General features: G+C 73.3%; 19 protein-coding genes. 14 read left to right on the forward strand and 5 right to left on the reverse strand.

From position 1 onward, the window contains the following. Positions 1-29 precede the first annotated feature (29 nt). Positions 30-830, reverse strand: coding sequence for an RICIN domain-containing protein (locus tag ACIBNE_RS38585; protein WP_399280280.1), 801 nt, complete (start codon positions 828-830; stop codon positions 30-32). 271 nt (positions 831-1,101) lie between these two features. Here ACIBNE_RS38585 and ACIBNE_RS38590 point away from each other — a divergent pair, with 271 nt between their 5' ends. After that, positions 1,102-2,010, forward strand: coding sequence for a dihydrodipicolinate synthase family protein (locus ACIBNE_RS38590; protein ID WP_399280282.1), 909 nt, complete (start codon positions 1,102-1,104; stop codon positions 2,008-2,010). A 232-nt stretch (positions 2,011-2,242) separates the two neighbouring features. Next, entirely contained in the window at positions 2,243-3,511 is a 1,269-nt protein-coding gene (locus ACIBNE_RS38595; RefSeq protein ID WP_399280284.1) for an alpha/beta fold hydrolase, read from the forward strand. A 61-nt stretch (positions 3,512-3,572) separates the two neighbouring features. On the opposite strand, the gene ACIBNE_RS38600 is transcribed toward ACIBNE_RS38595, so the two are convergent. The 3 genes from ACIBNE_RS38600 to ACIBNE_RS38610 all read right to left on the reverse strand — a co-directional run bounded on the left by ACIBNE_RS38600 (position 3,573) and on the right by ACIBNE_RS38610 (position 8,380). After that, entirely contained in the window at positions 3,573-4,733 is a 1,161-nt protein-coding gene (locus ACIBNE_RS38600) for a hypothetical protein (protein WP_399280286.1), read from the reverse strand. Positions 4,734-5,147: 414 nt separating this feature from the next. Beyond that, complete coding sequence (locus tag ACIBNE_RS38605) at positions 5,148-6,377, reverse strand: aminotransferase class V-fold PLP-dependent enzyme (protein WP_399280288.1); 1,230 nt, start codon at positions 6,375-6,377, stop codon at positions 5,148-5,150. After that, positions 6,374-8,380: a hypothetical protein gene (locus ACIBNE_RS38610; RefSeq protein ID WP_399280290.1), complete on the reverse strand. Its 2,007-nt coding sequence runs from the start codon at positions 8,378-8,380 to the stop codon at positions 6,374-6,376. The genes ACIBNE_RS38605 and ACIBNE_RS38610 overlap by 4 nt, the downstream gene beginning before the upstream one ends. A 274-nt stretch (positions 8,381-8,654) precedes the next feature. On the opposite strand from ACIBNE_RS38610, the gene ACIBNE_RS38615 reads away from it, so the two are divergent. The 12 genes from ACIBNE_RS38615 to ACIBNE_RS38670 all read left to right on the forward strand — a co-directional run bounded on the left by ACIBNE_RS38615 (position 8,655) and on the right by ACIBNE_RS38670 (position 24,160). Beyond that, positions 8,655-10,064, forward strand: coding sequence for an ABC transporter substrate-binding protein (locus ACIBNE_RS38615; RefSeq protein ID WP_399280292.1), 1,410 nt, complete (start codon positions 8,655-8,657; stop codon positions 10,062-10,064). Beyond that, a complete protein-coding gene (locus tag ACIBNE_RS38620) occupies positions 10,064-10,981 on the forward strand; it encodes a carbohydrate ABC transporter permease (RefSeq protein ID WP_399280294.1) in 918 nt (305 codons plus the stop codon). Before ACIBNE_RS38615 ends, ACIBNE_RS38620 begins: the two co-directional genes overlap by 1 nt. Then, positions 10,978-11,868, forward strand: coding sequence for a carbohydrate ABC transporter permease (locus tag ACIBNE_RS38625; RefSeq protein ID WP_399280296.1), 891 nt, complete (start codon positions 10,978-10,980; stop codon positions 11,866-11,868). Before ACIBNE_RS38620 ends, ACIBNE_RS38625 begins: the two co-directional genes overlap by 4 nt. Before the next feature lie 2 nt (positions 11,869-11,870). Next, on the forward strand, positions 11,871-13,697 hold the full coding sequence (locus ACIBNE_RS38630; RefSeq protein WP_399280298.1) for a glycoside hydrolase family 36 protein: 1,827 nt from the start codon (positions 11,871-11,873) through the stop codon (positions 13,695-13,697). Next, positions 13,694-14,689, forward strand: coding sequence for a LacI family DNA-binding transcriptional regulator (locus tag ACIBNE_RS38635; protein WP_399280300.1), 996 nt, complete (start codon positions 13,694-13,696; stop codon positions 14,687-14,689). Before ACIBNE_RS38630 ends, ACIBNE_RS38635 begins: the two co-directional genes overlap by 4 nt. A gap of 167 nt (positions 14,690-14,856) precedes the next feature. Then, positions 14,857-15,765 (forward strand): helix-turn-helix domain-containing protein, encoded by a 909-nt coding sequence (locus ACIBNE_RS38640; RefSeq protein WP_399280302.1) that lies wholly within the window; start codon positions 14,857-14,859, stop codon positions 15,763-15,765. A 270-nt stretch (positions 15,766-16,035) separates the two neighbouring features. After that, positions 16,036-16,710 carry a TauD/TfdA family dioxygenase gene (locus ACIBNE_RS38645; protein ID WP_399280304.1) on the forward strand — a complete coding sequence of 225 codons (675 nt, stop codon included), beginning with the start codon at positions 16,036-16,038 and terminating at the stop codon, positions 16,708-16,710. Continuing rightward, positions 16,707-18,056 carry a KamA family radical SAM protein gene (locus tag ACIBNE_RS38650; RefSeq protein WP_399280306.1) on the forward strand — a complete coding sequence of 450 codons (1,350 nt, stop codon included), beginning with the start codon at positions 16,707-16,709 and terminating at the stop codon, positions 18,054-18,056. The genes ACIBNE_RS38645 and ACIBNE_RS38650 overlap by 4 nt, the downstream gene beginning before the upstream one ends. A 50-nt stretch (positions 18,057-18,106) precedes the next feature. Then, complete coding sequence (locus ACIBNE_RS38655) at positions 18,107-20,086, forward strand: diiron oxygenase (protein ID WP_399280308.1); 1,980 nt, start codon at positions 18,107-18,109, stop codon at positions 20,084-20,086. Positions 20,087-20,097: 11 nt separating this feature from the next. Further along, positions 20,098-21,150, forward strand: a complete 1,053-nt coding sequence (locus ACIBNE_RS38660; RefSeq protein WP_399280310.1) for an Ldh family oxidoreductase — start codon at positions 20,098-20,100, stop codon at positions 21,148-21,150. Next, positions 21,147-22,064, forward strand: coding sequence for a branched-chain amino acid transaminase (locus ACIBNE_RS38665; protein WP_399280312.1), 918 nt, complete (start codon positions 21,147-21,149; stop codon positions 22,062-22,064). Before ACIBNE_RS38660 ends, ACIBNE_RS38665 begins: the two co-directional genes overlap by 4 nt. 185 nt (positions 22,065-22,249) lie before the next feature. After that, a complete protein-coding gene (locus ACIBNE_RS38670) occupies positions 22,250-24,160 on the forward strand; it encodes an ABC transporter ATP-binding protein (protein ID WP_399280314.1) in 1,911 nt (636 codons plus the stop codon). A gap of 17 nt (positions 24,161-24,177) precedes the next feature. On the opposite strand, the gene ACIBNE_RS38675 is transcribed toward ACIBNE_RS38670, so the two are convergent. Beyond that, entirely contained in the window at positions 24,178-24,627 is a 450-nt protein-coding gene (locus ACIBNE_RS38675; RefSeq protein WP_399280316.1) for a hypothetical protein, read from the reverse strand. Positions 24,628-24,821 lie beyond the last annotated feature (194 nt).

A 24,821-nucleotide genomic window follows, 5' to 3' on the forward strand; every position in this document is an offset into this window, starting at 1 on the left:
CCTCCACTACGCGCGTGCCGCCGTTCGGTTCACGAGCCGAGCGGGCCGCCGCGCCACTGCTGGTTGGTGTGGGCCGGGGCGCAGTCCCAGATGCCCACGCGGGAGCCGTTGCCGGTGCCCCAGCCGAGCACGTCGAGGCACTTGCCGGAGTGGACGCTGCGCAGCAGCCCGCCGGGCAGCAGCTCCCACTTCTGGTTCAGGCCCTGGTGGCAGCCGTGCAGGCTGATCAGGGTGCCGTTCGCGGTCTGGGCGCCGTTGACGTCCATGCACCGGCCGAGCGCGCGCACGGTGCCGTCGCCCTCCAGCCGCCAGGCCTGGGCGTCGGTGCCGTTGCAGTCGTAGATCTGGACCGGGGTGCCGTCCTTGAGGCTGCCGCCCTTGACGTCCAGACACTTGTTGGAGTGCACGCCCACGATCCGCCCGGAGCCCGGGGGCGGCGGCGGGGTGCAGTAGATCTCCAGGAGCACCTGGTAGTAGTTGCTGCCGATCTGATTGGGGACGGGCCCGGCGCTGAGGGCGCAGCGGTTGACCTGGTAGCCCTCGTTGACGGCCTGCGCGAAGGCGGTGTTGTATGCGGCGTCGGTGGCGATGTTCAGCGGGCCGTAGCCGGTACCGAGGAAGTGCTTCGCCACGGTGGGCGTGGCCGCCGCGGCGGACGCGGGGGCGTTCTCCTCGGCGTTGCGCGCGGCCTTCTGCGCCGTGGCCCACTGGGTCGCGGGGTTCGCGGCGGGGGAGGCGGGGGAAGGTGCGGCAGAGGCGGGGGCGGTGGAGAGCGCCACGGCGGCGAGTACGGACGCGGCCGCTGTGGACAGCCATCGAGCCAGCTTCACGCCAGGCTCCTTTCGGGGATCGGGCTTGGGGACGTTCTCGTGCGGTCGTGCTCCGCCGGGCCCGCGGTGGCACCGACAGTAGCCGCGCCCGCGGCCGCCGGAGTCTCACCGGAGTATCAAGTCCGGCTCACCGGCGGGGGCCGGAACGCCCTGCTCGGGGCAGGTCTCCGAGCTTCATTCGGTGTCCACCTCTTGGCAGCAATAGTGCAATGTGAAATATTACTGAAGTGCTCGCGAGAGCCACGTCACACGCCCTAGAGAGGTTCCCGTCATGACCGCTTCCCACTGGACCCCCGAGCAGCCCTGGCGCGGCATCATGGTCGCCACCACCCTGCCGCTGCGTGACGACCTGTCGGTGGACTACGACGCGTACGCCGAGCACGTCGCGTGGCTCATCGCGAACGGCTGCGACGGTGTGGTGCCCAACGGCTCGCTCGGCGAGTACCAGACCCTCACCGACGAGGAGCGCGCCCGCGTCGTGCGCACCGCCGTCGAGGCCGCGGGCGACGGCGCCCGCGTCATGCCCGGCGTCGCGGCGTACGGCAGCGCGGAGTCGCGCCGCTGGGCCGACCAGGCGCGCGAGGAGGGCTGCGGCTCGGTCCTGCTGCTGCCGCCCAACGCCTACCGCGCCGACGAGGAGTCCGTCCGCGCCCACTACGCCGAAGTGGCCCGCGCGGACATGCCGGTGGTCGCGTACAACAACCCCTTCGACACCAAGGTCGACCTGTCTCCCGCGCTGCTCACCCGGCTGCACGCCGAGGGCTCCATCGTGGCCGTCAAGGAGTTCACCGGCGACGTCCGGCGGGCGTACGAGATCCGTGAGCTCGCCCCCGAGCTCGACCTGCTGATCGGCGCCGACGACGTGCTCCTGGAGCTGGCGCTGGCCGGGGCCGTCGGCTGGATCGCCGGCTACCCCAACGCCTTCCCCGCCACCTGCTCGGAGCTGTACCACGCCGCGCGCGCCGGTGACCTGGAGACCGCGCTGCCGCTCTACAAGTCGCTGCACTCGCTGCTGCGCTGGGACTCCAAGACCGAGTTCGTCCAGTCGATCAAGCTCTCCATGGACATCGCGGGCCGCCGCGGCGGCCCCGTCAGGGCCCCGCGCACGCCGCTGACCGGTGCCATCGAGACCGGGGTGCGGGAAGACACCGAGAAGGCCGTCGCCGCCGGGTACCGCTAGAGCCGGGGGCCGGGCCGCGCCACCGACCGCCGCCCGGCCCTCATCCAACCTCCACCCGCCCGGCCTCCCCCCGGCCGCCCGTGTCGCCAGGTCGCCAGAGCGGCCGGGCCGACCGGGCGGCCGGGTGCGTGAGGGACCCTTGCGCACCTCTGCGAACTGGGAAGATGTCACACCTCGCGGCGCTTCCCCGCGGAGCGGCCCGAGCAGAGAGACCGAGCGGAGAAAAGGAACCATGAACCCCGCGTACGCGACCGTCGACCACACCTTCACCGTCCCCCTCGACCACGCGGCCCCCGAAGGACCCACCATCGAGGTCTTCGCCCGGGAGGTCGCGGACCCCGGCCGCGCGGGGGAGGAGCTGCCCTGGCTGCTGTACCTCCAGGGCGGCCCAGGCTGCAAGTCCCCGCGCCCGTCCGCCGGTTCGCCCGGCTGGCTCGACCAGGCGCTCAAGACGCACCGGGTGCTCCTGCTCGACCAGCGCGGCACGGGCCGCTCCACGCCCGTCACGGCCAGGGCCGCCGCCCGCTTCGGCTCCGCCGCCGACCTCGCCGCGTACCTCGGGCACTTCAGGGCGGACCAGATCGTCGGGGACGCAGAGCTGATCCGCAAGGAGCTGTGCGGCGACGAGCCCTGGGAGACGCTGGGCCAGAGCTACGGCGGCTTCATCACGCTCACCTACCTCTCCCGCGCCCCCGAGGGCCTGAAGTCCTGCTACGTCACCGGCGGCCTGCCCGGCATCGGGGCCACCGCCGACGAGGTCTACGCCCGCACGTACCCCCGGGTGCGCGAGCGCGTCCTGGACTTCTACGCGCGCTACCCCGAGGACGGCGCCCGCCTGCGCAAGATCGCCGACCTGCTGGCCGCGTCCGACGTCCGGCTGCCCGACGGCGACCGGCTCACCGTCCACCGGCTGCGCACGCTCGGCCTCGCCCTCGGCATGGGCGACGGCTTCGAGCGGATCCACTGGCTCCTCGACGAGGCCCTGGACGCCGAAGGCGAGCTGTCCGAGACCTTCCTGCACCAGGTCATGGACCTCACCAGCTTCGCGGACACGCCGCTCTTCGTCGTCCTGCACGAGTCGCTGTACGGCAACGCGGCCACCGGCCCCACCGGCTGGGCCGCGGGCCGCCTCCTCGACGGCCTCCCCGAGTTCGCCGAGGACGCCGACCCGCTGCTGCTCACCGGCGAGATGATGTACCCCTGGATGTGCCGCGAGATCAAGGGGCTGCGCCCCTTCGCCGACGCCGCCGACCTGCTGGCCGAGCGCGCCGACTGGCCCGCCCTGTACGACCTCGCCCGCCTCGCGGAGAACAGCGTTCCGCTGGCCGCCGCCGTCTACCACGACGACATGTACGTGGACGCCGGGCTCTCCCTGGACACCGCGCGCCACATCGGCGCCTCGCGCGTCTGGGTCACCAACGAGTGGGAGCACGACGGGGGCGCCGCGTCGGGCGGCCGCGTCCTGGCCCGACTCATGGACATGGTGGCGGGCCGCGCCTAGCCACCGCTCACCTGCACGCGCGAGCCCCGGCGGGAACGTTCCCGCCGGGGCTCGCGCGTGTTCACTCCTTGTCCCGTCTGGGCCCCTTGAAGCGGCCCAGTGCCCTGCCCAGCGCCCCGAACGGCCCCTCGTCCGCCCCGGCCGCCGGGCGGCCGGGCGCGGCGCCTCCGGGACCGTTCGCCTCGGCCAGCGCCGCGTGGGCCAGCTCGGCCGCCTCCCGGTACAGGTCACGGGACTTGGTCATGGCGTCCAGCGCCTCGGCGTAGGAGACGACGAGGGTGCGGGCGTAGACGAGCTGCTCGTCCTCGGTCAGCAGGTGCCAGCGGCGGCGCAGGTGCGTCAGTACGCGCTCCACCTCCTCCGTCGCGGTCTGCGGCAGATCGGCGAAGGCCACGATCTTCTCGACCAGTTCGGTCGGCTCGGAGCCGTCGAGGAAGACGGAGCGCACGGTGAAGTCCTCCGCCGTGTACTCCGGGCCCGTCAGCGCGGTCGGCAGGACCACGGCCCCGCCGCGCGGGACCTGGACGTTCAGGTCCTTGACGGCCCAGTTGACGATCTGGTGCTGCTCGGGGGCCGCACGGTGCTCGATCACCCGGTGGCGCAGGCCGGGCGGCAGGAAGCGGGTCAGCGACAGCTGGCCGACCGCGTCCGCGGTCATCGCCTCGTGCACGACGACCTGGATGTTCCAGCTGTGGCGCGTGCACTCCCGCAGCAGCGCGCGCAGCTCCTTCTCGTCGGCGGGCAGCGGGTTGGCCGCCCTGAGCAGGGGGCCCTGCACGGCGTCGTGGTCCCAGGCGACGCGCTCGGTGTCGGGCCAGAACATCGTGGCGGGCGACGCCCACCGCTCGTCCCAGAGCGTCCCCGCGTCCGCGGCGAGCACCCAGCCGACCACCTCGCTCCTGCGGTGGCCTTCGAGGTCGTACGTGGTCAACTGGGCACGTACGGTGACGTCGTCCTCCTCCCGCCAGCGCGCCTCGAAGAGGCGCCGGGGCGAGGGGGCGGCGGGCTCGAAGCCGGTCTGGGCGCCGGGCAGCGGCGGCAGCCCGGCGGGCGGCGCCGCGTCGGCGGGGTCGAGGTCGAGGAAGTCGTCGACGACCCCCGCCGCCTTGAGCGCGATGAGGTTGCGCCGGACGTCCTGCTCGGGCGAGGACCCGAGGTGGCGTCCTCGTCCCAGCCAGGCGGTGTCGGGAACGGTGGTCCGTGGGGTGCTGGTCTTTGACATGACGTCGTTCTGTGAGCGGACGGTCGGGTGGCCGGGTTCGGGTGGCTAAGTATGGCGCTCCCGGCCCGTGGAAGCACGGCGCGGGGGCGTGTCTCGGGGGCGGCGGGGTCGAACAGCGGGTGACAGGACTCACATTCGGGACGAGTGGGGCGCGCGGCCCAGGACCGGTGGCCGTCCCGCAGCCCTCCGTCACGCGCTCCCGGACCGGGGCGGTGCGGTCGAACGGATCGACTTTCCGCGAGCTGTCCGGCTCCCGACCGGTGCGCTCCGCGCCGAACTCCGGCTCGAAGCACCCGGTGTGGAGGTCGCAGCCGCCGCACGGGGTGCCGGTGGTCATCCGTGCATCGTCACACGGCGCGACCGTGCCGCCGGGGGAGGTCCGGCGGCACGGTCGGGGGAGGGGGCAGGTGTCGGTCAGCGCCCGTCCAGCAGCGGGCGCAGCCCCGCCGCCAGGCGCTCGTACTCCTCGGGCAGGTTGTAGAGCTGGCCGGAGACCCGGATGCCGCCGCCGTCGGGCCAGGGCCAGATCAGCACCCGGAAGCCGAGCCGCTCGGTGATCTCCTCGCGGAGCGCCTCGGCCTCCACCTTGGTGCGGGCGAGGCCGCGCGGCAGGCGCAGGGACCGCATGGCCAGCCGGTCGTCCGCCGGGAGCGGGGTGACGCCGGGGAGGCGGGCGAGCAGCTCGGCGCCGTAGGCCGCGAGCGCGCTGTTGTGGCCGCGCACCCGCTCGGAGCCCAGGTCGGCGATGAGGTCGAGGCCGTCGGGCGCCGCCAGGAGGCCGGTGTAGTCGGCGGTCGCGCGGAACTCGACCGCGCGCGGGAAGCCGCGGTCGTCCTCCCAGGAGGGAACCGGCGGCCGCACCCGCTCGCGGTGCTCGGGGGCCACCGCCAGCAGGGCGCTGCCCGGCGGGGCGTACGCCCACTTGTGCAGGTTCCCGAACCAGAAGTCGGGCCTGCCCGCGAGGGGGGCGGCGAGCATGCCGGGGGAGTGGGCGCCGTCGACCACCGTCGCGATCCCGCGCTCGGCGAGGTCCGCGAGCAGTTCGGGGGTGGCGATGAGCCGGGCGGTCGGGGAGCTGATCTGGTCGAGCAGCGCCACCTTGGTGCGGGGAGTGACGGCGGCGAGCACCGCCTTGCGCACCGCGGCCTCGTCCGGCAGCTCCGGGTCGAGGGCGACGGTGACCAGGCGGGCCCTGCGCGCGGCGGCCGCCACGACCGTGCCGTAGCCGTGGTCGGTGACCAGCACCTCGTCGTCGGGCGCCAGGCCGAGCGCGTCGAGGGAGATGTTGGCCGCCTCGGTGGCGTTGGTGACCAGCGCCGCCCCTTCGGGGGCGGTGCCGAGGTGGGCCGTAATGCGGCTCCTGGCCGCCGCGAGCTGGTCGGCGACGCCGAGGAAGAAGGCGTCGGGGTCTGCGGCGGCCTCCTCGGTCAGCCGCTGGTGGGTGCGGGCCACGGGGACCGGGACCGCCCCGAAGGAGCCGTGGTTGAGGTGGGTCACCCGGGGGCTGAGCCGGAACAGCTCGGGGCCGCCGGGGAACGCGGAGGGCGCTGCGGGCGCCGCGGGTGCCACCGCCCGCGCGGGCGGTGGCGGCGGTGCGGACAGCGGCGGCGGTGCGGACAGCGGCGGCGGTATCGGCGTGCTCATCGGACCTCGACGGTCACGGTGCGGCCGGGCTTCACCTTGGTGCGGACAACGGTGTAGGTCACGCCGTCGATGGTCTCCGTACGGGCCGGGCGGGGCAAGCCGTCGACGGTGGCCGTCTTGTGCGCCCCGGGGAAGCGGGCCTCCCAGGTGTAGGGCGCGGTGCCCGAGGTGTGCGTGAGCGTGGAGCGGCGCTTGGCGTCGTGCCGCAGGGCGAAGGTGCTGTCGCCGACCCTGAGGTCGTCCACGCGCAGCCAGTCGGTGCCCGAGGGCAGCCGGGACTGGGTGGTGAGGGTGCGGGCGGGGGCGTCGGGCGCGACGCCCATCAGGCCCTGGACGGTCTGGCCGACGAGCGTGAAGGAGACCTCGGGGTAGTCGCCGTTGGTGCCCTGCCGGGTGTTGACGTGCTGGACGTCCTTCTGCGAGTAGACGTGGCGCATCCACTTCCAGGCGGTGTCGGGCCGGTTGTTGGTGAAGAAGGTGTCGGGCAGGTACGTCAGGGCCTCGATGTTCTCGGGCCGCTCGGGGCCCTCGGCCTGCGCGTCGATGAAGTCCAGGTACGCCTCGCGCCGCGCGCCGGGCTCGATGAGCTGCTTCAGCGGCATGAACCAGCTGTTCTCCTTGCCCCAGCCGGTCAGCGCGCGCCCGTCCGTGGTGTAGCCGCGGACCATGTCGGCGCCCGAACCGCCGCCGCTCCAGGTGGTGTTGAAGTACTTCTTGAGGTCGCGGGCGCGGCGCTCGAAGCGGGCGGCCGTGGCGTGCTCGCCCTTGGCGCGGGCCAGCGAGGCCATCGCGCGGTAGGCCTGGTACTGCGAGCCGATGGCGTCGCCCGCCTCGGCCAGCGGCTCGTCGCTCAGCTCGTTGTAGCTGGCCACGCCCTGGAAGATGCCGCCCCCCGTGCCCTCGGCGACCTTGACGCGGCCGTTGTCCTTCTTGCCGTCGTGGAGCGCGACGAACTCGTCGGTCGCGTGCCGGTAGAAGTCCCACAGCGCCGGGTCGTCGAGGTAGGAGCGGTCCCCGCTCCAGCGGTAGGCCTCCTCCGCCTTCTGCACGAGTTCGAAGACGGCCGGGACCTCGCGGACGAAGAGGTTCGGGTTGCGGTAGTCGATGGACAGGTAGGTCCTGTTGTCGAAGTTGAGGGCCCACACGGGGTAGTAGGCGTGCTCGGCGGTGGCGGACTCGGCGAAGGCGCGCAGCATCGCCTTGTTCTCGGCGTGCAGGCCGAGCGTGCCGGCGCCCGCGAGCTGGTGGGCCATGTCGCGCGAGTAGTAGCCGCTGCGGTTGGCGTAGCCCGCCCAGTAGGAGGGCGCGTAGACGCCGGTGCCCGTACCGCCGGTCTGGCGCTCGTCGGCGTTGAGCGGGCCCGTGGTGCCGGGCAGGTGCACCCAGCTGTTCGCCTTGCCGCTGGCCCAGGCGAACATCTCGGCGATCTCGGGGTTGCTGGAGGTGACCTTGGGGGCGGCGGGGGACGCGGGGGAGACCATCACGTCGTCGGCGTTGACCCAGCCGCCGGACGCGGACTCGAAGGCGATCTCCAGCCGGTCGCCGGGGGCGAGGGCGACGGGGCCGAGGGTGTGGCGGCGGAAGTTCGCGGCCGACGGCAGGTCCAGGGAGGCGGCGGTGGCGCCGTTGACCCGCAGGACGTAGCGGCCGCCCGCTCCGCCGGTGGCGATCCAGGCGGAGACGGCGTAGGAGCCGCGGCCGGTCGCCCGCACGGTCTGGGAGACCTTCATGCCCGTACCGGCGTCGAGGTAGGCCAGTCTGCTCCCGCTGTGCGGGTTGTTGGTCGCGACCCCGGTGCCCGAGGTGAACTCCCAGCCCTCGCCGCCGCCCTCGAAGCCCGGGTCGTTCACGGTCAGCAGGGCGGGCTGCGCGGGTCCGGAGCCGGGCGCGGACGCCGGTGCGCTCGCCGCGGCGGCCGTCGGGCCCGCCGGGAGCTGGGCCAGTGGGGCGAGCGCGGCGAGCAGGGCGACTGCGGAGAGCAGCGACAGGCGGGAACGCGTCATGAGGGTTCTCTCCAGGGAGGGGGGTGGCGGGACCTGCCGGACCGTTTCGGCCGGGGCGCGCGGCACGCTAGCAATCCCGAACGGATGATTGCAATGGATCCGACGGCAATCAATGGATGGGTGAACTGAAAGTTTTCATCGATCCATTGCAACTTGCTCGTCGGTCCTTGTAATGTCCCGCTCCGTCAGCGTCTGTGGCCGCGCGAACAGCGTGAACAGGCCACGCGAACAGGCCGGCAGTGCGGGCCGAGCAACAGTGAGGGGAACCGACGTGATGGACCGAGAGCCGGCAAGAGGGCAGTCCGAGTCCGAGCAGCAGGCCGCGCCGCAGCCGGGCCGCCGCAGCGTCCTGCGTCTGGGAGGCGGCGCCCTGGCCGTCGGGGCCGGTGCCCTTTCGACCCTCGGCCTGACCGCCTGCTCCGGCAGCGGTGACGCCGGAGGCGACGGGGGCAAGGGCGACGCGCGCAAGGGCAAGATCACCGTCTGGTCGTGGCAGGGCCCCGCCGCCGAGCTCAAGGCCCTGGTGCCCGACTTCAACAAGGCGTACCCCGACATCCAGGTCACCGTCGAGGACATCGGCAACCCGGCGATCTGGGACAAGATCACCGCGGGCATGGCGGCGGGCGGCCAGGGCCTCGCCGACGTCCTGCACATAGGCGTCGACTACCTGCCCGGCTACGTCGAGCGCTTCCCCGGCGGCCTCGCCGACCTCGGCCCGCTCGGCGCGACCGCCCACAAGACGGCCTTCGCCTCCGGCCTGTGGGAGACCGTCAGCCCCGACGGCAAGAAGGTCAACGCCCTGCCCTGGGAGGCGAACTCGGCGGGCTTCTACTACCGCGCCGACCTCTTCGAGAAGGCCGGGGTCGACGTCGAGGCGCTCCAGACCTGGGACGAGACCATCGAGGCGGGCAAGAAGCTCAAGGCCAAGACCGGCGCCCACCTCCTCGGCATCGACAAGCCCGCGTCCCAGCCCGACGCCGCCAACCTCTTCCAGATGCTCCTCCAGCTCCAGGGCACCTTCTACTTCGACCTCGAAGGCCGCATCACCCTGGACTCGCCCGAGGCCGTCCGCGCGATGACCCTGATCAAGAAGATGAACGACGAGGGTCTCGTCAGCGACCTCGCGGGCGGCTGGAACGCCCTGATGAGCTCGCTGAAGAAGGGCACGGCGGCCGTGCTGCCCTGGCCCACCTGGTTCGGCGGGATCATCGAGGAGCAGGTGCCGAACGAGGCCGGGAAGTGGAAGGTCAGGCTGCCCCCGGCGGTGCGCAGGGGCGGAGCCACCGCGGCCACCGTGAACTCCACCCACCTCGCCGTCGCGGGCAGCAGCAAGCAGCAGGCCGCCGCCTGGTCGTTCATCGAGTACGTCCTCACCCGCCCCGCGTCCCAGGTGAAGATCTACCGGGGCAAGGGCATCGCGCCCGCGCTCATGAAGGCGTACGACGACTCGGTCTTCCACGAGCCCTCGAAGTTCTTCAGCGGCCAGCGCAAGGGCGAGATCTTCCTCTCCGCGCTCACGGCCCCCTCGCCCGGGGTCAACTACACCTCCGACTACGCGCGCGCCCTCAAGCTCGTCACCGACGCCCAGTCCAAGGTGCTCCTCAAGGGCGCCGACCCGGCCAAGGTCCTCCGCGACGCGGCGGCCGACCTGGCCCGTCAGACGGGCCGGAAGAAGGCCTCCTGATGACCCTGGCACCACCCGCCCCAGCTCCGGCCCGCACGAAGGCCCCGGCCGCCCGCCCCAAGCGGCGCGGCCGGGCGGCCCCGTACCTCTTCGTCCTGCCCGCCCTGCTGCTCTTCGGCGCGTTCAAGCTCTACCCCATCGGCTGGTCCTTCGTGATGAGCCTGCACCGCACGGTCGCGGGCGTGGAGACCTTCGTCGGCGCCGACAACTACACGCGCCTGCTCGACGACCCGCTCTTCTGGACCGCGCTGCGCAACACCGGCGTCATCCTGGCCGTGCAGGTCCCGGTGATGCTCGCGCTGGCCACCCTGCTCGCCGTCGCGCTCAACTCCACGCTGCTGCGCGGCCGCGCGGTCTTCCGGCTCGGCTTCTTCCTGCCGATGGTCACCGGCCTCGTCGCGTACGGCATCGTCTTCTCCGTCCTCCTCAACCAGGAGTACGGACTGGTCAACTGGCTCTTCGGGCTCGTGGGCGTGGACCCCGTGCCCTGGCTCACCGACCCGATGTGGGCGCGCATCTCCCTGGGCCTCGCGCTGACCTGGCACTACACCGGGTACAACGCGGTGATCCTGCTCGCCAGGCTCCAGACCGTTCCGCGCGAGCTGTACGACGCGGCGGCCGTGGACGGCGCGGGGGCGTTCGCCGCCTTCCGCCACGTCACCCTCCCGGGACTGCGCCCCGCGCTGCTGCTGACCACGGTCCTGTCGACCATCGGCACGCTCCAGCTCTTCGACGAGCCGTACGTCCTCACCGGCGGCGGCCCCGACAACGCCACCCTGACCATCGGCGTGTACCTGTACCGCAACGCGTTCACCTACTTCGACTTCGGGTACGCCTCCGCCCTCGCCTACGCCCTGACCGTGCTGATCGGTCTCCTCGGGCTGCTCCAGTTCCGCATCCTGGGAGAGAAGTCGTGACGTCCACCCACAGCACCGCCAGGCGCCACGCCCGGAGCCGGGACAAGGCCCCCGACCGGGGCCCGAACCGCCACCAGGGCCGCAGCATCCTGCTCACCTCCGGGCTCGCCCTCGCGCTCGCGGCCGTCGCCGTCCCGCTCTACTGGCTGGTCGTCGCGTCCACCCACAGCTCGCAGGAGATCTTCGACAGCCCGCCGCCGCTGGTGCCCGGCGGGCACCTGATGGACAACCTCAACACCCTCCAGGAGTCCGCCCACTTCGGCCGGGTGATCCTCAACTCCCTGGGCATCGCGATCGTCTACACCCTCGTCGCGGGCGCGGTCTGCACCCTCGCCGGATACGGCTTCGCCGTCTACCGCTTCCGCGGCCGCGAGGCACTCTTCGGGCTGCTGATGCTCGGCCTCGTCGTCCCCGCGCAGATCACCCTCGTACCGCTGTTCAAGATGATGGCCGAGCTGCACTGGCTCAACACCTACCAGGCCGTCATCGCCCCCAACCTCGCGCTGCCCTTCGGCATCTTCCTGATGCGCCAGTCGATGGCGGCCCTGCCCAAGGAACTGCTCGACTCCGGCCGGATGGACGGCTGCGGCGAACTGCGGCTGTTCCTGCGGGTCGCCCTGCCGCCCATGCGCCCGGCGCTCGCGACCCTCGCCATCTTCCTCTTCCTCTACCAGTGGAACGACTTCGTGTGGCCGCTCATCGTGCTGCGCGACGACACCTCGTTCACCATCCCCGTGGCGCTCGCCTCGCTCCAGGGGCTGGACGAGACCGACTTCGGCGCCATCCTGGCCGGCACGTCCATCGCCGCGATCCCCATCTCCGCGGTGTTCCTCGTACTCCAACGCCACTTCGTCTCAGGACTGCTCGCGGGAGCCGTGAAGGAATGACCATGAACACCCACCCCACGCCCGGCCCCGCCCCCGAGACGGACCTGCGCCCCGTGTCCGACACCGACGAGCCCGTGACCCTCGCGCACGAAGCCCCGGCCGAGGCCGAACCGCTCCTGGACCAGGTGTCGATCGCCGTGCTCGCCCTGGACGGCGGCCCCCGCCCCCGGTGGAGCCTGACCGAACTCCCCGACGGGCTGCGGATGCTGGAGGTGCGCGCCGACGGCACGCCCGACACCCCCGTGGAGATCCGGCTCTCCGTGCCGCTCGGCGACACCGCCGGGTACTGGCACCCGCAGGGCGCCTGGCGGCGCACCCTCGTCGCCGACTGGGAGGGCCGGGGCCGCGTCAGCCTCGTCAACGGGCCCGCGGCCGGCTGCCTCTACGAGCACTCCGGCGCGACGCTCCTCACCTTCGCCGCCGCCGACCCGGTCTCCGAGGCCACCGTCCGCTTCGGCGTCTCCGAGGAGAACGACACCCACGTCGTCCACCTCCGGCTCTCCCCGAAGGACGGCGTACACCGCCTGCTGCTGGTGCCCCGCGCCCCTTCCGTCGGCGCGGCGATGCGCCCGCTGCGCGACTGGTTCGCCGCCGCCCACCCGCCGATGCCCGTGCCCGAAGCGGCCAAGGTGCCCGTGTACTCCACCTGGTACGCCTTCAACCAGGACGTCACCGCCGAAGCCGTCGAGACCCAGGCCGCCCTCGCCGCCGACCTCGGCTGCGGCGCGCTCATCCTGGACGACGGCTGGCAGCTGTACGGCAGCGGCCGCGGCTACGCCGGAGTCGGCGACTGGCTGCCCGACCCCGCCAAGTTCCCCGACCTCACCGGCCACGTGGCGCGCGTCCGCGACCACGGGCTCGCCTACCTGCTCTGGGTCGCGCCGCTGCTCATCGGCCCCGAGGCCGACTGCTACGCCCGGTGGGCCCCGGTGGCGCGCGTCCCGGCCAGCGTGCCCGGCGCCCTGGTCCTCGACCCCCGGCGGCCCGAGGTGCGGCGCCACGTCATCGACACCTGCGTGCGCCTCGTGCGCGACCACGGACTCGACGGGCTCAAGCTCGACTTCCTCGACGAGGCCGCGGTGTACGCCGGGGACGGCGCGGGCGACGTGGGCCTGGCCATGACCGGACTCCTCGCCGAACTGCGCGGCGAACTGGAGGCGATCAGGCCCGACGTCCTGCTCGAACTGCGCCAGCCGTACGCGGGACCCGGCATGGTGCCGTTCGGCAACATGCTGCGCTCCTTCGACTGCCCGGCCGACGCCACCGCCAACCGGGTCCGCACGCTCGACACCTCGCTGCTCGCGGTGGGCGCCGTCGTCCACTCCGACATGATGATGTGGTCGCACGGCGCCGGTCCGGACGCGGTCGCCCGGCAGCTGATCGGCGCCCTGCACTCCGTGCCGCAGATCTCCGTGCTCCTCGACAAGGCGCCGCCCGAGCACCTGGACGTGGTGCGCTTCTGGCTGGCGCGCTGGCGCGAGCACCGCGAGCTCCTGCTGGCCGGCGAGGTCGAGCCCGGACGGCCCGACGAGCTGTACCAGGTGGTGACCGCCACGCGCGGCGACGAGCGCCTGGTGAGCGTGCACGGCGACCGGGTGGTGGACGTCGACTTCACCGCGCACCGCACCTTCCACCTGGTCAACGGCTCGGACCGGGACCGGCTGATGATCGAGGTCGCCGGAGGCGGCGGCGCGGTCACGGCTCGGGTGCACGGCCCCGACGGCCGTAAGATGGATGATCCGCTGACGCTCCTGCCTGACGGGCCCCACCCGCTGGCCGTACCGCGCGGTGGTCTGATATCGCTCACACTCACGGAAGGACAGCGATGAGGGTCGGCATCACCGACGTCGCAGCCCACGCACAGGTCAGCGAGGCCACCGTCAGCCGCGTCATAAACCGGCGCCAGGGCGTTTCCCGCAAGACCCGTGAGGCAGTCGAGCGGGCCATGGCCGAACTCGGCTACGAGCGCCAGACGCAGGGTCAACTGGTCGCCGTGGTCACGGAGTTCGTCTCCAACCCGTTCTTCGCCGACGTCGCCGAGCGCATCGAGTCCGCGCTCGCGCCGCACGGCCTGAAGACGGTGCTGTGCCCCGTCTTCCCCGGCGGGGTGCAGGAGCTGGACTTCCTGACCTCGCTGGTCGACAAGGGCGTCGCGGCGGTGGTGTTCCTCTCGGCCTCCAACACGGTCGAGGGCGCCGACACCGACAGCTACGAACTGCTGCGCCAGCGCCGCGTGCCGTACGTCGGCATCAACGGCGAGTTCGCCGACGGCGTGGCGGTCCCGGTCTTCTCCACCGACGACGCGCTCGCGGCCGAGCTGGCCGTGGACCACCTGCACCGCCTGGGCCACCGGCGCATCGGCATGGTGTCGGGCCCCTCGGGCAACCGGCCGGCCGACCGCCGCGTCCAGGGCTTCGTGGACGCGATGGTCCGCCGGGGCACCGCGGACCCGGAGCCCTGGGTCGTGCGCCAGTCGTACACCGTCGAGGGCGGCCAGGCGGCGGCCCCGTCGCTGATCGCGCTCGGCGCGACCGCGATCGTCGCGGCCAGCGACTACATGGCGCTCGGCGCGGTGCGCGGCATCCGCCGCCAGGGCCTGTCGGTCCCGGGCGACGTCTCGGTCGTCGGATACGACGGCTCGGCGATCACGGAGTTCACCGACCCGGCCCTCACGACGGTCCGTCAGCCCGCGGACCGCCTGGCCCTGGAGGTGGGCCGCAGCGTCCTGGCCCTGGTCAGCAACCGCGAGGTGCCCACGGGAGAACTCCTCTTCGACCCGGAGCTGGTGATCCGCGCCTCCACGGGCCCGGCGCCCGCCTAGCGGCCCGGCGCCCGCCTGGTCAGCGGCCCCGGGGCGCGGCGCCGGCCGCCCCGGGGCCCCTTCGTGCGCGGCGGGGGCCGGTCCGCCGCACACTGACGCGAAACCCGGGCCCCACATCCCGTACGCACGACCGACAATGCGGGGAGTCGGCCGCTGCGGAGGCTCCGGTGAAGTACGAGTGCTGCCCCGACGGAACCTGGGAGAGGGCGACGTCCCGCCCCTCGCCCCTGCTCAGGCCGGGCGTCGCGGGCTACCGCGGCTTCCGGTTCGACCTGACCAGACCCCGACGGCGCCTCGAACTGCCCGACTTCATGTCGACCCTGGTCATCCTCTTCGGACAGAAGCTCCGCGTGTACGAGCCCGTGGGCACCGAACCGGCCGACTCCGCCTTCTACGGCTCGGTGTTCGCGGGCGTCCAGCCGCGCGCCCGGCTCGGCGAGCACGACGGCCGGCTGAGCGGCGTCGAGGTGGTGATCGCCCCCTGGATGGCGTACGCCCTCTTCCGGACGCCCATGAACGCGCTGGCCAACCGACTCGTGGAGCCCGCCGACCTGTTGGGCGCGCGGTTCGGCGCCCTGGACGACCGTCTCGAAGCGTGCCCCGGCTGGGCCGAGCGCTTCGCGCTGCTGGACGAGGCGCTGACGCGGTGGCTGCGCGACGGGCCGCGCTGCTCGGCACGGGTGCTGTGGGCCTGGGAGCGGATCAACCGCACCGGGGGACGCATCCCCGTGCACGCCCTCGCGCGCGAATGCGAATGGAGCGAACGGCACTTGGAACGGCGCTTCGACCAGCAGATCGGCGTACCGCCCAAGACCGCGTCACGCATCCTGAGGCTGCGCGCGGCCGTCGGACTGCTCGCGCAGGGGCAGACGGGAGCCGTCACCGCCGCCCTGTCCGGCTACTCCGACCAGGGGCATTTGAGCCGCGAGTTCAAGACGATGACCGGCTGGACCCTCACCCGGTTCGCCCGCACGCGGTCGACCGGGGGTACCCGCGCCACCGGCGCGGGCCGCGCGGGCCCGGTCGACGTGGACCGGGGCGAACGCGCGCCGACGAGCCTGCTGCTGCCCAACTGAGGGCGCGCACCGGGACGCACGGAATCGAGCCATCCCGGTGGAGAGGTCGGTTTTCTTCAATACGGCCCCTGAGAGCGCTTGCGAGGCTCGGTGGCACCGGCACGCACCCGGCGCACCCGTCAGACGGACGTGCGCGCACGGGACCGGGTCACGGATCAGGGACCAGGGGGACCGCTCATGCCATCGCCACACGCTTCGTCACCGCACGCTCCGGCGCCGCGCATCTCGACGCCGGGCGTTTCGCCATCGCGTGCCGACAGGGTCAGGATCGTGCTCGAAGCGGACGGGTACGTCGTCGTGGAGCGGCTGGAAGGCCAGCCGGAGGCGATCGAAATCATGCAGGACATCGGCAGGTTCGTCCCGCAGTACACCGGAGCCGTGGAGCACGAGGTGGTCCACCGGCCCGGCAACGAAGGCCGCGCCTACTCCCAGAGCCGCAACACCATCCGCTGCCACACCGAGGCCCCTGGCCGGCTGCCCAGCCCGCGCCACCTCGCGCTCTACTGCCACCGCCAGGCCCGCTGCGGCGGCGGCCACACCGACCTGCTGGACCTCAAGGCGCTGCGGAAGCTGCTCGGCCCGGCCGAGCACGCACTGCTCACCGACCGGAGCATCGCCTTCCCGGGGCCCGCCGGGCCCATCACCCTCCCCATGCTGTACGAGGAGGACGACGGGCGCCCCGTGCTCAGGTTCAGCTACAACCTGCTGACCGCGGCCGACTACGACGCGCCCCTCGACGCGGCGCCCGCCCCCGAACACCTTCCGCTCGGCCGGGAGGGGGCCGAACTCGCCCGCCGCGTGGCCGAGTTGTTCGACCAGTACCGCGTCCAGGTGCTCGTCCCCGACGGCGCCCTGCTCATCTGGGACAACCAGCGGATGCTGCACGCCCGTTCGGAGTACGAGGACGAGGGGCGCCACCTGACCCGGTACTGGATCGACGCATGACCGGGCCCGCGTCCGGCTCTGCGTCCGGCTCCGCGACCCGCACCGTCTCGGGGCGCAGGCTGGCCGCGCTCGTCCGCGACCGCTGCGCCGACCCCGCACTGGCCCACGACGTCGAAGTCGTCGCCCAGGTGCTCCCGTTCAAGGTCAGCGGCCATGTGGTCGACCACCTCGTCGACTGGCGTAGCGCCCCGGACGACCCGCTGTACCGGCTGCTCTTCCCGCACCGCGACATGATCGACCCGGCGCACTTCAGGGCCGTCGAACGCGCCCTGGGCAACCCCGCCGCACTGCGGGACACCGTCGCGGCCGTGCGCCGCGCGCTCAACCCGCACCCCGGGGAGCAGCTCACCCGCAACGTCCCGCGGGAGGACGGCGGCGAGGTCGGCGGGATGCAGCACAAGTACGAGCAGACCGCGCTGGTCTTCCCGCGCCACGGACAGACCTGCCACGCGTACTGCGCGTACTGCTTCCGCTGGGCCCAGTTCGTGGGCGAGCCCGGCCTGCGCATCGCCGACGACGGCCCCAAACGGGTCACCGACTACCTGCGGCGCCACCCCGAGGTCAGCGACGTGCTGTTCACCGGCGGCGACCCGCTCGTCATGCGCACCGAACTCCTGGAGCCGTACATCGACGCGCTGCTGCGCCCCGGACTCGAACACATCAGGACGGTCCGGATCGGCACCAAGGCGCTCTCCTTCCACCCGGCCCGCCTGGTGACCGATCCGGACGCGGCTGCGCTGCTGCGGCTGGTGGAGCGCCTGACGCGGGAGGGCAGGCACGTCGCCGTGATGGTGCACGTGTCGCACCCGCGCGAACTCGACCCGGACATCACGAGGTCGGCGGTGTCCGCGCTGCGCTCGGCGGGCGCCGAACTGCGCTCGCAGGCCCCGGTCGTACGGCACGTCAACGACGACCCGGAGGTGTGGGCGCAGGCGTGGCGCGCGCAGATCGCACTGGGCATCCACCCGTACTACTTCTTCGTCGAGCGCGACACGGGGGCGCGGCGCTACTTCGGCCTGCCGATCCAGCGCGCGTACGAGATCCACCGGGGCGCGACCACCCGCCTCTCCGGCCTCGGCCGCACCGCCAGGGGCCCGGTCATGTCGACGACCGAGGGCAAGGTGACGGTCGACGGCGTGGCGCGGCTCCCGGACGGCGAAAGGGTCTTCGCGCTGCGCTTCCTCCAGGCCCGTGAACCCGACCTGGTGGGAAGGCCGTTCCACGCGCGGTGGGACCCGCGGGCGCAGTGGTGGTCGGAGCTGCGGCCGTTCGGCGCGTACGACCGGCTGTTCTTCCCCCTGGAGCGGGCCGCGGACCCCGCCGGGGCGCGAGGGGGCCGACGCTGAACGCGCGACGGGGGAGCGGGGGGCCTTCACGATCGGGCACGGGCACGGGCGTGGCGCTTGCGGTCGTGTCGGCCTGCACCTTCGGCACCGTCGGGCCCGCCACCAAGATCCTGGACTCGGCGGGGCTCTCGGCGACGGAGATCGCCCAGGCCCGGCTGAGCGTGGCGGCCGTACTGCTCCTGACGATCGCCGCCCTGACCCGCCCGGGACAGCTGCTCGCCGCGGCGCGCGAGGCGTACGGCGTGATCGTGGTGCTGGGCGTCTTCTCCTTCGCCGCGCTGCAGACCCTGTGCGGGGTCGCCGTGGCGAGGATCCCCGTCGGCGTCTTCGTGGTGCTCCAGTTCCTGTGCCCGGTCGTGGTCGTGGTGTGGCTGCGCTGCGTGCGGCGCGTGCCGCAGCCGCGCGCGGTGTGGCTGGGCACGGCCGTGGTGGTGGGCGGGCTGCTGCTGGTGGGCGAGGTGTGGTCGCGGCTGCGGCTCGACGCGGTCGGGGTGCTGGCGGCGCTGGGCACCGCGGTCGCGCTGTCGGTGCGGTTCCTGGTCGCGGGGCGTGCCCTGGCCCGGCACGCCCCGCTGCCGGTCGCGGCGCTCGGCATCGCGGTCGGCGCGCTCGCCCTGAACGTCGTGTCGCCGGTGACGGCGTTCCCGTACGGAAGGCTGGGCGACACGGTCGCGTACGGCGGGGTGACCGCGCCCGTGTGGGCGGTCGTGGCGTGGGCGGCGCTGGTGGCGACGCTCGTTGCGTACCTGAGCGGCATCGCGGCGCAGCGCTTCCTGGCCCCTTCGGCGGCGAGCCTGCTGGCGACGCTCGAAGTGGTGGCGGGCGCTGGCACCGCGTACCTCCTCCTCGGCGAGACGCTGACGCCCGTGCAGTGCGCGGGGATCGGCGCGGTGCTCGTGGGGGTGGTGGTGGCCCAGCGGTCGATGCGCACGTCGTCCGGCGGGGGCGGGGCGGGGACGAGCACCCCGGCGCCCGCCGATCCAGTGCCCACCACGCCTTTCCCGACCCCGAGAGGAGCCCGAGCGATGGACGACAGGTTCATCAGCAACCCCGACGAGGACGCCTTCGGCACCGAGGTATTCGGCGCCGTCGACAACCCCGTCATCCACCGGCTGGCGGCCAACTGGAAGCGCCGGGCGGCCGTGAAGCGCGACGATCCCGAACTGCTCGACCTGTTCGACCCGGCGCTGCCCGACTACCCGGAGGACATCGTCCCGTTCGCCGACCACCCCACGTACGAAGGGCTGGACCCCGAGCGGCGCTCCGCGATCCTGACCTGGGCGATGATCGCGCTGAACAGGAACACCGAGTACTCCGAGACGCACGTCGTCAACCCGGCCTTCGGGCTGGTCCTGAAGGGAGAGTTCCCCGGTCTGTGGGGCGAGGCACTGGAGGTCTCGCTGCTCCAGGCGATGGTGGACGAGCAGTACCACATCCTGATGCACCGCATGGCCAGCGGAATGACGAGGGCGAGGCGCGGAGCGCACTACCGGGAGGGCGAACTGCCCCTGCCGTACGTATCGGTGAAACACCGTCAGTTGGTCGATGCGGCGTCGGAGCGCTGGCGGCGCAGTCTGCTCACGATCGCCTTCTGCACGACCACCGAGCTGTCGATCGGGGCCTATCTGGAACTGGTGGCGGGCGCCGAAGGGGTCCAGCCGATGAACGTGGCGCTGTCGCGGCTGCACCGCCACGACGAGGTGTGCCACGGCTCGATCAGCGGCGAGCTGCTGAAGGTACTCCTTCCGCAACTGACGCGCGAGCAGCAGGGGTTCCTGCTGGACGCGCTGTGCCGGGCGCTGGAGGCGTACTCGGCGAACGACTACCGCGTCTGGGAGGCGATCATGCGGCTGGTGGGCGTCGAGGGCGGGGCGCGGATGCTGGCGGACTGCCGGGCGGCGGGGCGCACGGCGCTGCTGCGGGACTACAGCGGCCTGCACCGGGTGCTGACCGAGCTGGAGGTCCTCGACGAGGTGGAGTTCGACTGGTCGAGCGTGAAGGTGTCGGGCCGACTCCCCTACGTCCTGTAGGGGGCCGGGCGATGTCGAGCGCGCACCGGATGGACTGGGCCGAGGCGCGCGGGATCGCGGTCCGCGCCCTGACCGGGCACGGCGTGGCCGATGGGGACGCTGGGGCCGTGGCGGACGCGCTGGTGGAGACCACGGCGCGGGGCGTCGCGACCCACGGGCTGCGGCTGCTCCCGGGCTACTTGGACGATCTGGAGCGGGGCGTGGCCAACCCCCGCCCGAAGATCGGGGCGGTGCGGGAGAGCGGCCCCGCCGTGCTGCTGGACGCGGACGCGGCGCTCGGCGTGGTGGCCGGACTCGCGGGCGCGGCCGAGGCGGTGCGGCGGGCCGCGGAGTACGGGATCGCGGCGGTCGTGGTGCGCAACTCCAACCACTTCGCCGCGGCGTCGATCCACAGCAGGGCCATGTCCCGGGCGGGAATGGTGGGCTGGGTGATGACGTCGGCCTCGTCCCGGGTGGCGCCGTACGGCGGTGTCGCGCCGCTGCTCGGCACGAACCCGGTGAGCGTCGCGGCGGGGGCGGACGGCGACCACGAGTTCGTGCTGGACATGGCCACGAGCCAGGTGTGCCTGGGCGAGGTGCGGGAGCGGGGCCGCAGGGGCCGCGCGCTGGAGGGCGGCTGGGCGCTGGACGGGGACGGGCGGGAGACCCGGTCGCCGGGCGCGGCGCGGGCCCTGTCACCGCTGGCCCCGGGGTACAAGGGCCAGGGCCTCGGCATGGCCGTGACCCTGATGACGGCGGCGCTCGCGGACGCGCCGCTGGACTGGCAGCTGGACCACATCGAGCGCGCGGAGGCGGGCCGGGGCCGCGAAGTGGCGCACTTCCTGCTCTGCCTCGACCCGGCGTTCTTCGGGGGCGGGCCCGAGTTCGCGGACCGCCTGCACGACCTGGTCGAGACGGTGCGCGGGGCGGGGGACTCGGTGCGGTGCCCCGGCGACCCGGAGCGCGAGAGGCGGCGGGACGCGCTGCGCGACGGCGTACCGCTGGATCCGGAGACCGCGGCGTCGATGCGGGAGCTGGCACGTCGCTACGGAGCGGACGAAACCGCCGCGAGGAGGCCGAGTTGAACGCGATCACCCCGTCCGGGCACATCTGGATGGACGGCCTGCTGGTCCCCTGGGACGAGGCCCGGGTCCACGTCCTGACGCAGTCGTTGCACTACGGCTGGGCGGTGTACGAGGGCATCAGGGCGCACGGGACGGCGGACGGCCCCGCGGTGTTCCGCCTGGACGACCACCTGGCGCGCCTGACGCGTTCGGCGCGCGTCTACATGATGGACATCCCCTACACCGAGGGCGAGTTGGCGCGAGCGGTGTGCGACCTGGTCGCCGCGACGGGTTCGGCGTCGTGCTACGTTCGCCCGCTGGTCTACCTCGGTTACGGCAGCATGGGCGTGGCGCTGGACCTGACGGCCGTACGGGTGACGGTGGCGGCGTGGCCCTGGGAGGAGGGCCGCCCGGCACGCAACTGGCGCCTGATGACGAGCGCGTGGCGCCGCAACCACCAGGACGCGATCCCGCCCCTCGCGAAGGCGACGGGCGCCTACCTGAACTCGTCGCTCGCCAAGTTGGGCGCGGTCAGGTCGGGTTGCGACGACGCGCTGATGCTCACGCCGACGGGACACGTGGCGGAGGCGTCGGCGGCGAACGTCTTCCTGGTGAGCGGAGGCGTACTGCGCACGCCTCCGGTGACGGAGGGCATCCTGCCCGGAATCACCCGGGCGACGGTCCTGGAGCTGGCGCGAGCGGCAGGCGTCCCCACGGAGGAACGCCCCGTGGCACACGCGGAGGCGTACACGGCGGACGAACTCTTCCTGACGGGCACGGCGGTGGGGGTGGTCCCGGTGGAAGCGGTGGACACCCGGGTGGTGGGAAGGGAGACCCCGGGCCCTGTGACGCGGTTGCTGCGGGCGGCGTACGAGGAAGCGGTGCGGGGGAAGGGGACGCGCTCGGGGGAGTGGCTGACCGGAGTGCGGGGGTAGGGCGGCGCGCCGCCCGGTACGGCTCCCGTCCGCGCCCCGCCTTCCGGCGCGTGCCCGAGCCGCTGGGCGCCCTTGACCTCAAGTCCGCTTGAGGTCATAGCGTTTTTCGTGCGCGCCGCCGTACCCCAGCACGGGGTAGAGTCCGCGCCTCGCGTCCGATCGACCACCCCCGGAAGGCACCCTCCATGAGCATGGAAGTCACCGCGTGGACCTCCCTTCACAGCGTGATGAACGCCCAGGAGGACCGCAGGCCCTTCTCCCGGGCCACGCTGCGCCGCATCGCGGTCTTCGCCCGGCCCCACCGGGGGCGCGTCGTCCGGTTCACGCTCGTCAGCGTGGTCAGCGCGCTCCTCGCCGTCGCCACCCCCGTCCTCGCCGGACGCGTCGTCGACGCGATCGTCGGGGGGAAGGAGAGCGGGACCGTCGTCCGGCTCGCCCTGCTCATCGCGGGGATCGCCGTCGCCGAGGCGGCCCTGGGGCTCGTCACCCGGTGGCTCTCGGCGAACCTCGGCGAAGGGCTGATCCTCGACCTGCGCACCGCCGTGTTCGACCACGTCCAGCGGATGCCCGTCGCCTTCTTCACCCGCACCCGCACCGGCGCCCTCGTGAGCCGGCTCAACAACGATGTCATCGGGGCCCAGCGCGCCTTCAGCAACACCCTCTCCGGCGTCGTGTCGAACGTCGTCACGCTGTTGCTGACCCTCGCGGTGATGCTCTCGATCTCCTGGCAGATCACCCTGCTCGCGCTCGTCCTGCTGCCCGTCTTCGTCGTCCCCGCCCGCCGCATGGGCGCCCGCATGGCGCGGCTCCAGCGGGAGGCCGCCGCGCACAACTCGGCGATGAGCACACGGATGACCGAGCGGTTCTCCGCGCCCGGCGCCACGCTCGTGAAGCTCTTCGGGCGCCCCACGGACGAGTCCGTCGAGTTCGCCGCGCGCGCCGCCCGCGTGCGGGACATCGGGGTGCGCACCGCCATGGCCCAGTCCGCGTTCGTCACCGCGCTGACGCTGGTGTCCGCGCTGGCGCTGGCGCTCGTGTACGGACTCGGCGGCCACTACGCCCTGCGCGGCAGCCTCGACCCCGGCGCCGTGGTCGCCCTCGCGCTGCTCCTGACCCGCCTCTACGCCCCGCTGACCGCGCTCGCCGGCGCCCGGGTCGAGGTGATGAGCGCCCTCGTCAGCTTCGAGCGCGTCTTCGAGATCCTCGACCTCAAGCCGCTGATCGAGGAGAAGCCCGACGCCCGCGAGGTGCCCGACGGGCCCGTCTCCGTCGAGTTCGACTCCGTGACCTTCGGCTACCCCTCCGCCGACAAGGTCTCCCTCGCCTCCCTGGAGGAGGTCGCCACGCTCGACCCGCGCGGCGGCACCGACGTCCTGCACGGGGTCTCCTTCCGCGCCGAGCCCGGCCAGATGGTCGCCCTCGTCGGATCCTCCGGCGCGGGCAAGTCGACCATCGCGCAGCTGCTGCCCCGGCTGTACGACGCCGACGAGGGCGCCGTGCGCCTCGGCGGGGTCGACGTCCGCGACCTCGGCTCCGACGCCATCCGCGACACGATCGGCATGGTCACCCAGGACGGGCACCTCTTCCACGAGTCCGTGCGCGCCAACCTGCTGCTCGCCAGGCCCGACGCCACCGAGGACGACATCTGGGACGCCCTGCGCCGCTCCCGCCTCGACGGGCTGGTGGCCGAGCTGCCCGACGGGCTCGACACCGTCGTCGGCGAACGCGGCTACCGGCTCTCCGGCGGCGAGCGCCAGCGCCTGACCATCGCCCGGCTCCTGCTCGCCCGCCAGCGGGTCGTCATCCTCGACGAAGCCACCGCACACCTCGATTCCACGTCCGAAGCGGCCGTGCAGGAGGCCCTGGGCGAGGCGCTGGCCGACCGTACCGCCGTCGTCATCGCGCACCGGCTGTCCACCGTGCGGGCCGCCGACCAGATCCTCGTCGTCGAGGCCGGACGGATCGTCGAGCGCGGCACGCACGACGAACTGCTCGCGGTCGGCGGGCGGTACGAGGAGCTGTACCGGACCCAGTTCGACTCCGACGCGGGGGCGGGCGGCCAGGCGGACGGGGCGCTGTCCGCGCCCCGGTCCTGATCCCCTCGGCGCAGCCGTCAGCGCCAGGTCTTCAGCCGGGTGTAGACCGTGCGCCCACCGCTCGGCAACTGCTCGGTGAGCGTCCGGTCCTCGGGGCGGAAGCGCAGCTCCTGCGGCAGCGGACCGGTGACCGTGCCGCCCTCGGCGTACGTCAGGAGCACCGTGTCGCCCTCGATGCGGTACGTGCCCTCGGCGTGCGTGATGCCCGACCAGATGCACACGACCCGCGGCGGGCAGGGCGAGACGAGGTCGTCGACGCGGTACGACCCGGACGCGTCGAAGTGGATCTCGCGGGGGTGGGTGCGCTCGCCGCCGGCGGGCGAGCCCCAGGCCCCGGCCAGCTCCCAGGGCGTGACCGCGTCGGCGGGGGCCGAGCCGAGCGCGGTGGCCAGGAGGGTGGCGGCGCCCACGGCCGCCAGGCGGATGCGGTGGGTGCGGGGGCGAGTACTGAGCGTGGTTCTTGTCACCGCGTCAGACTGCGCCCGGCGGGCCCCGGTGCGCAAACCGGGACCCGTCGGGCGAACGGCCGGGGGGCGGGGGGGGGGGAACGACCCCGCCCCCCGCCGGGTGCGGCGCGGGGGTGGCGCGCCCCGGGGGCGGCCCGCGGCGCCGGGGACGGCGGGGACTCCACCCCCGGGACGGGCTGCACGACCCCGCTGAC

The sequence above is a fragment of the Streptomyces sp. NPDC050504 genome (assembly GCF_044458065.1).
Classification (GTDB): domain Bacteria; phylum Actinomycetota; class Actinomycetes; order Streptomycetales; family Streptomycetaceae; genus Streptomyces.

Excerpts from the sequence above, each read along its gene's own strand:
- ACIBNE_RS38610 (WP_399280290.1), bottom strand. The coding sequence starts at position 8,380 with ATGACGCGTTCCCGCCTGTCGCTGCTCTCCGCAGTCGCCCTGCTCGCC.
- ACIBNE_RS38605 (WP_399280288.1), bottom strand. The coding sequence starts at position 6,377 with ATGAGCACGCCGATACCGCCGCCGCTGTCCGCACCGCCGCCGCTGTCC.
- ACIBNE_RS38635 (WP_399280300.1), top strand. The coding sequence starts at position 13,694 with ATGAGGGTCGGCATCACCGACGTCGCAGCCCACGCACAGGTCAGCGAG.
- ACIBNE_RS38600 (WP_399280286.1), bottom strand. The coding sequence starts at position 4,733 with ATGTCAAAGACCAGCACCCCACGGACCACCGTTCCCGACACCGCCTGG.
- ACIBNE_RS38660 (WP_399280310.1), top strand. The coding sequence starts at position 20,098 with ATGTCGAGCGCGCACCGGATGGACTGGGCCGAGGCGCGCGGGATCGCG.
- ACIBNE_RS38670 (WP_399280314.1), top strand. The coding sequence starts at position 22,250 with ATGAGCATGGAAGTCACCGCGTGGACCTCCCTTCACAGCGTGATGAAC.
- ACIBNE_RS38630 (WP_399280298.1), top strand. The coding sequence starts at position 11,871 with ATGAACACCCACCCCACGCCCGGCCCCGCCCCCGAGACGGACCTGCGC.
- ACIBNE_RS38595 (WP_399280284.1), top strand. The coding sequence starts at position 2,243 with ATGAACCCCGCGTACGCGACCGTCGACCACACCTTCACCGTCCCCCTC.
- ACIBNE_RS38590 (WP_399280282.1), top strand. The coding sequence starts at position 1,102 with ATGACCGCTTCCCACTGGACCCCCGAGCAGCCCTGGCGCGGCATCATG.
- ACIBNE_RS38615 (WP_399280292.1), top strand. The coding sequence starts at position 8,655 with ATGGACCGAGAGCCGGCAAGAGGGCAGTCCGAGTCCGAGCAGCAGGCC.
- ACIBNE_RS38650 (WP_399280306.1), top strand. The coding sequence starts at position 16,707 with ATGACCGGGCCCGCGTCCGGCTCTGCGTCCGGCTCCGCGACCCGCACC.
- ACIBNE_RS38620 (WP_399280294.1), top strand. The coding sequence starts at position 10,064 with ATGACCCTGGCACCACCCGCCCCAGCTCCGGCCCGCACGAAGGCCCCG.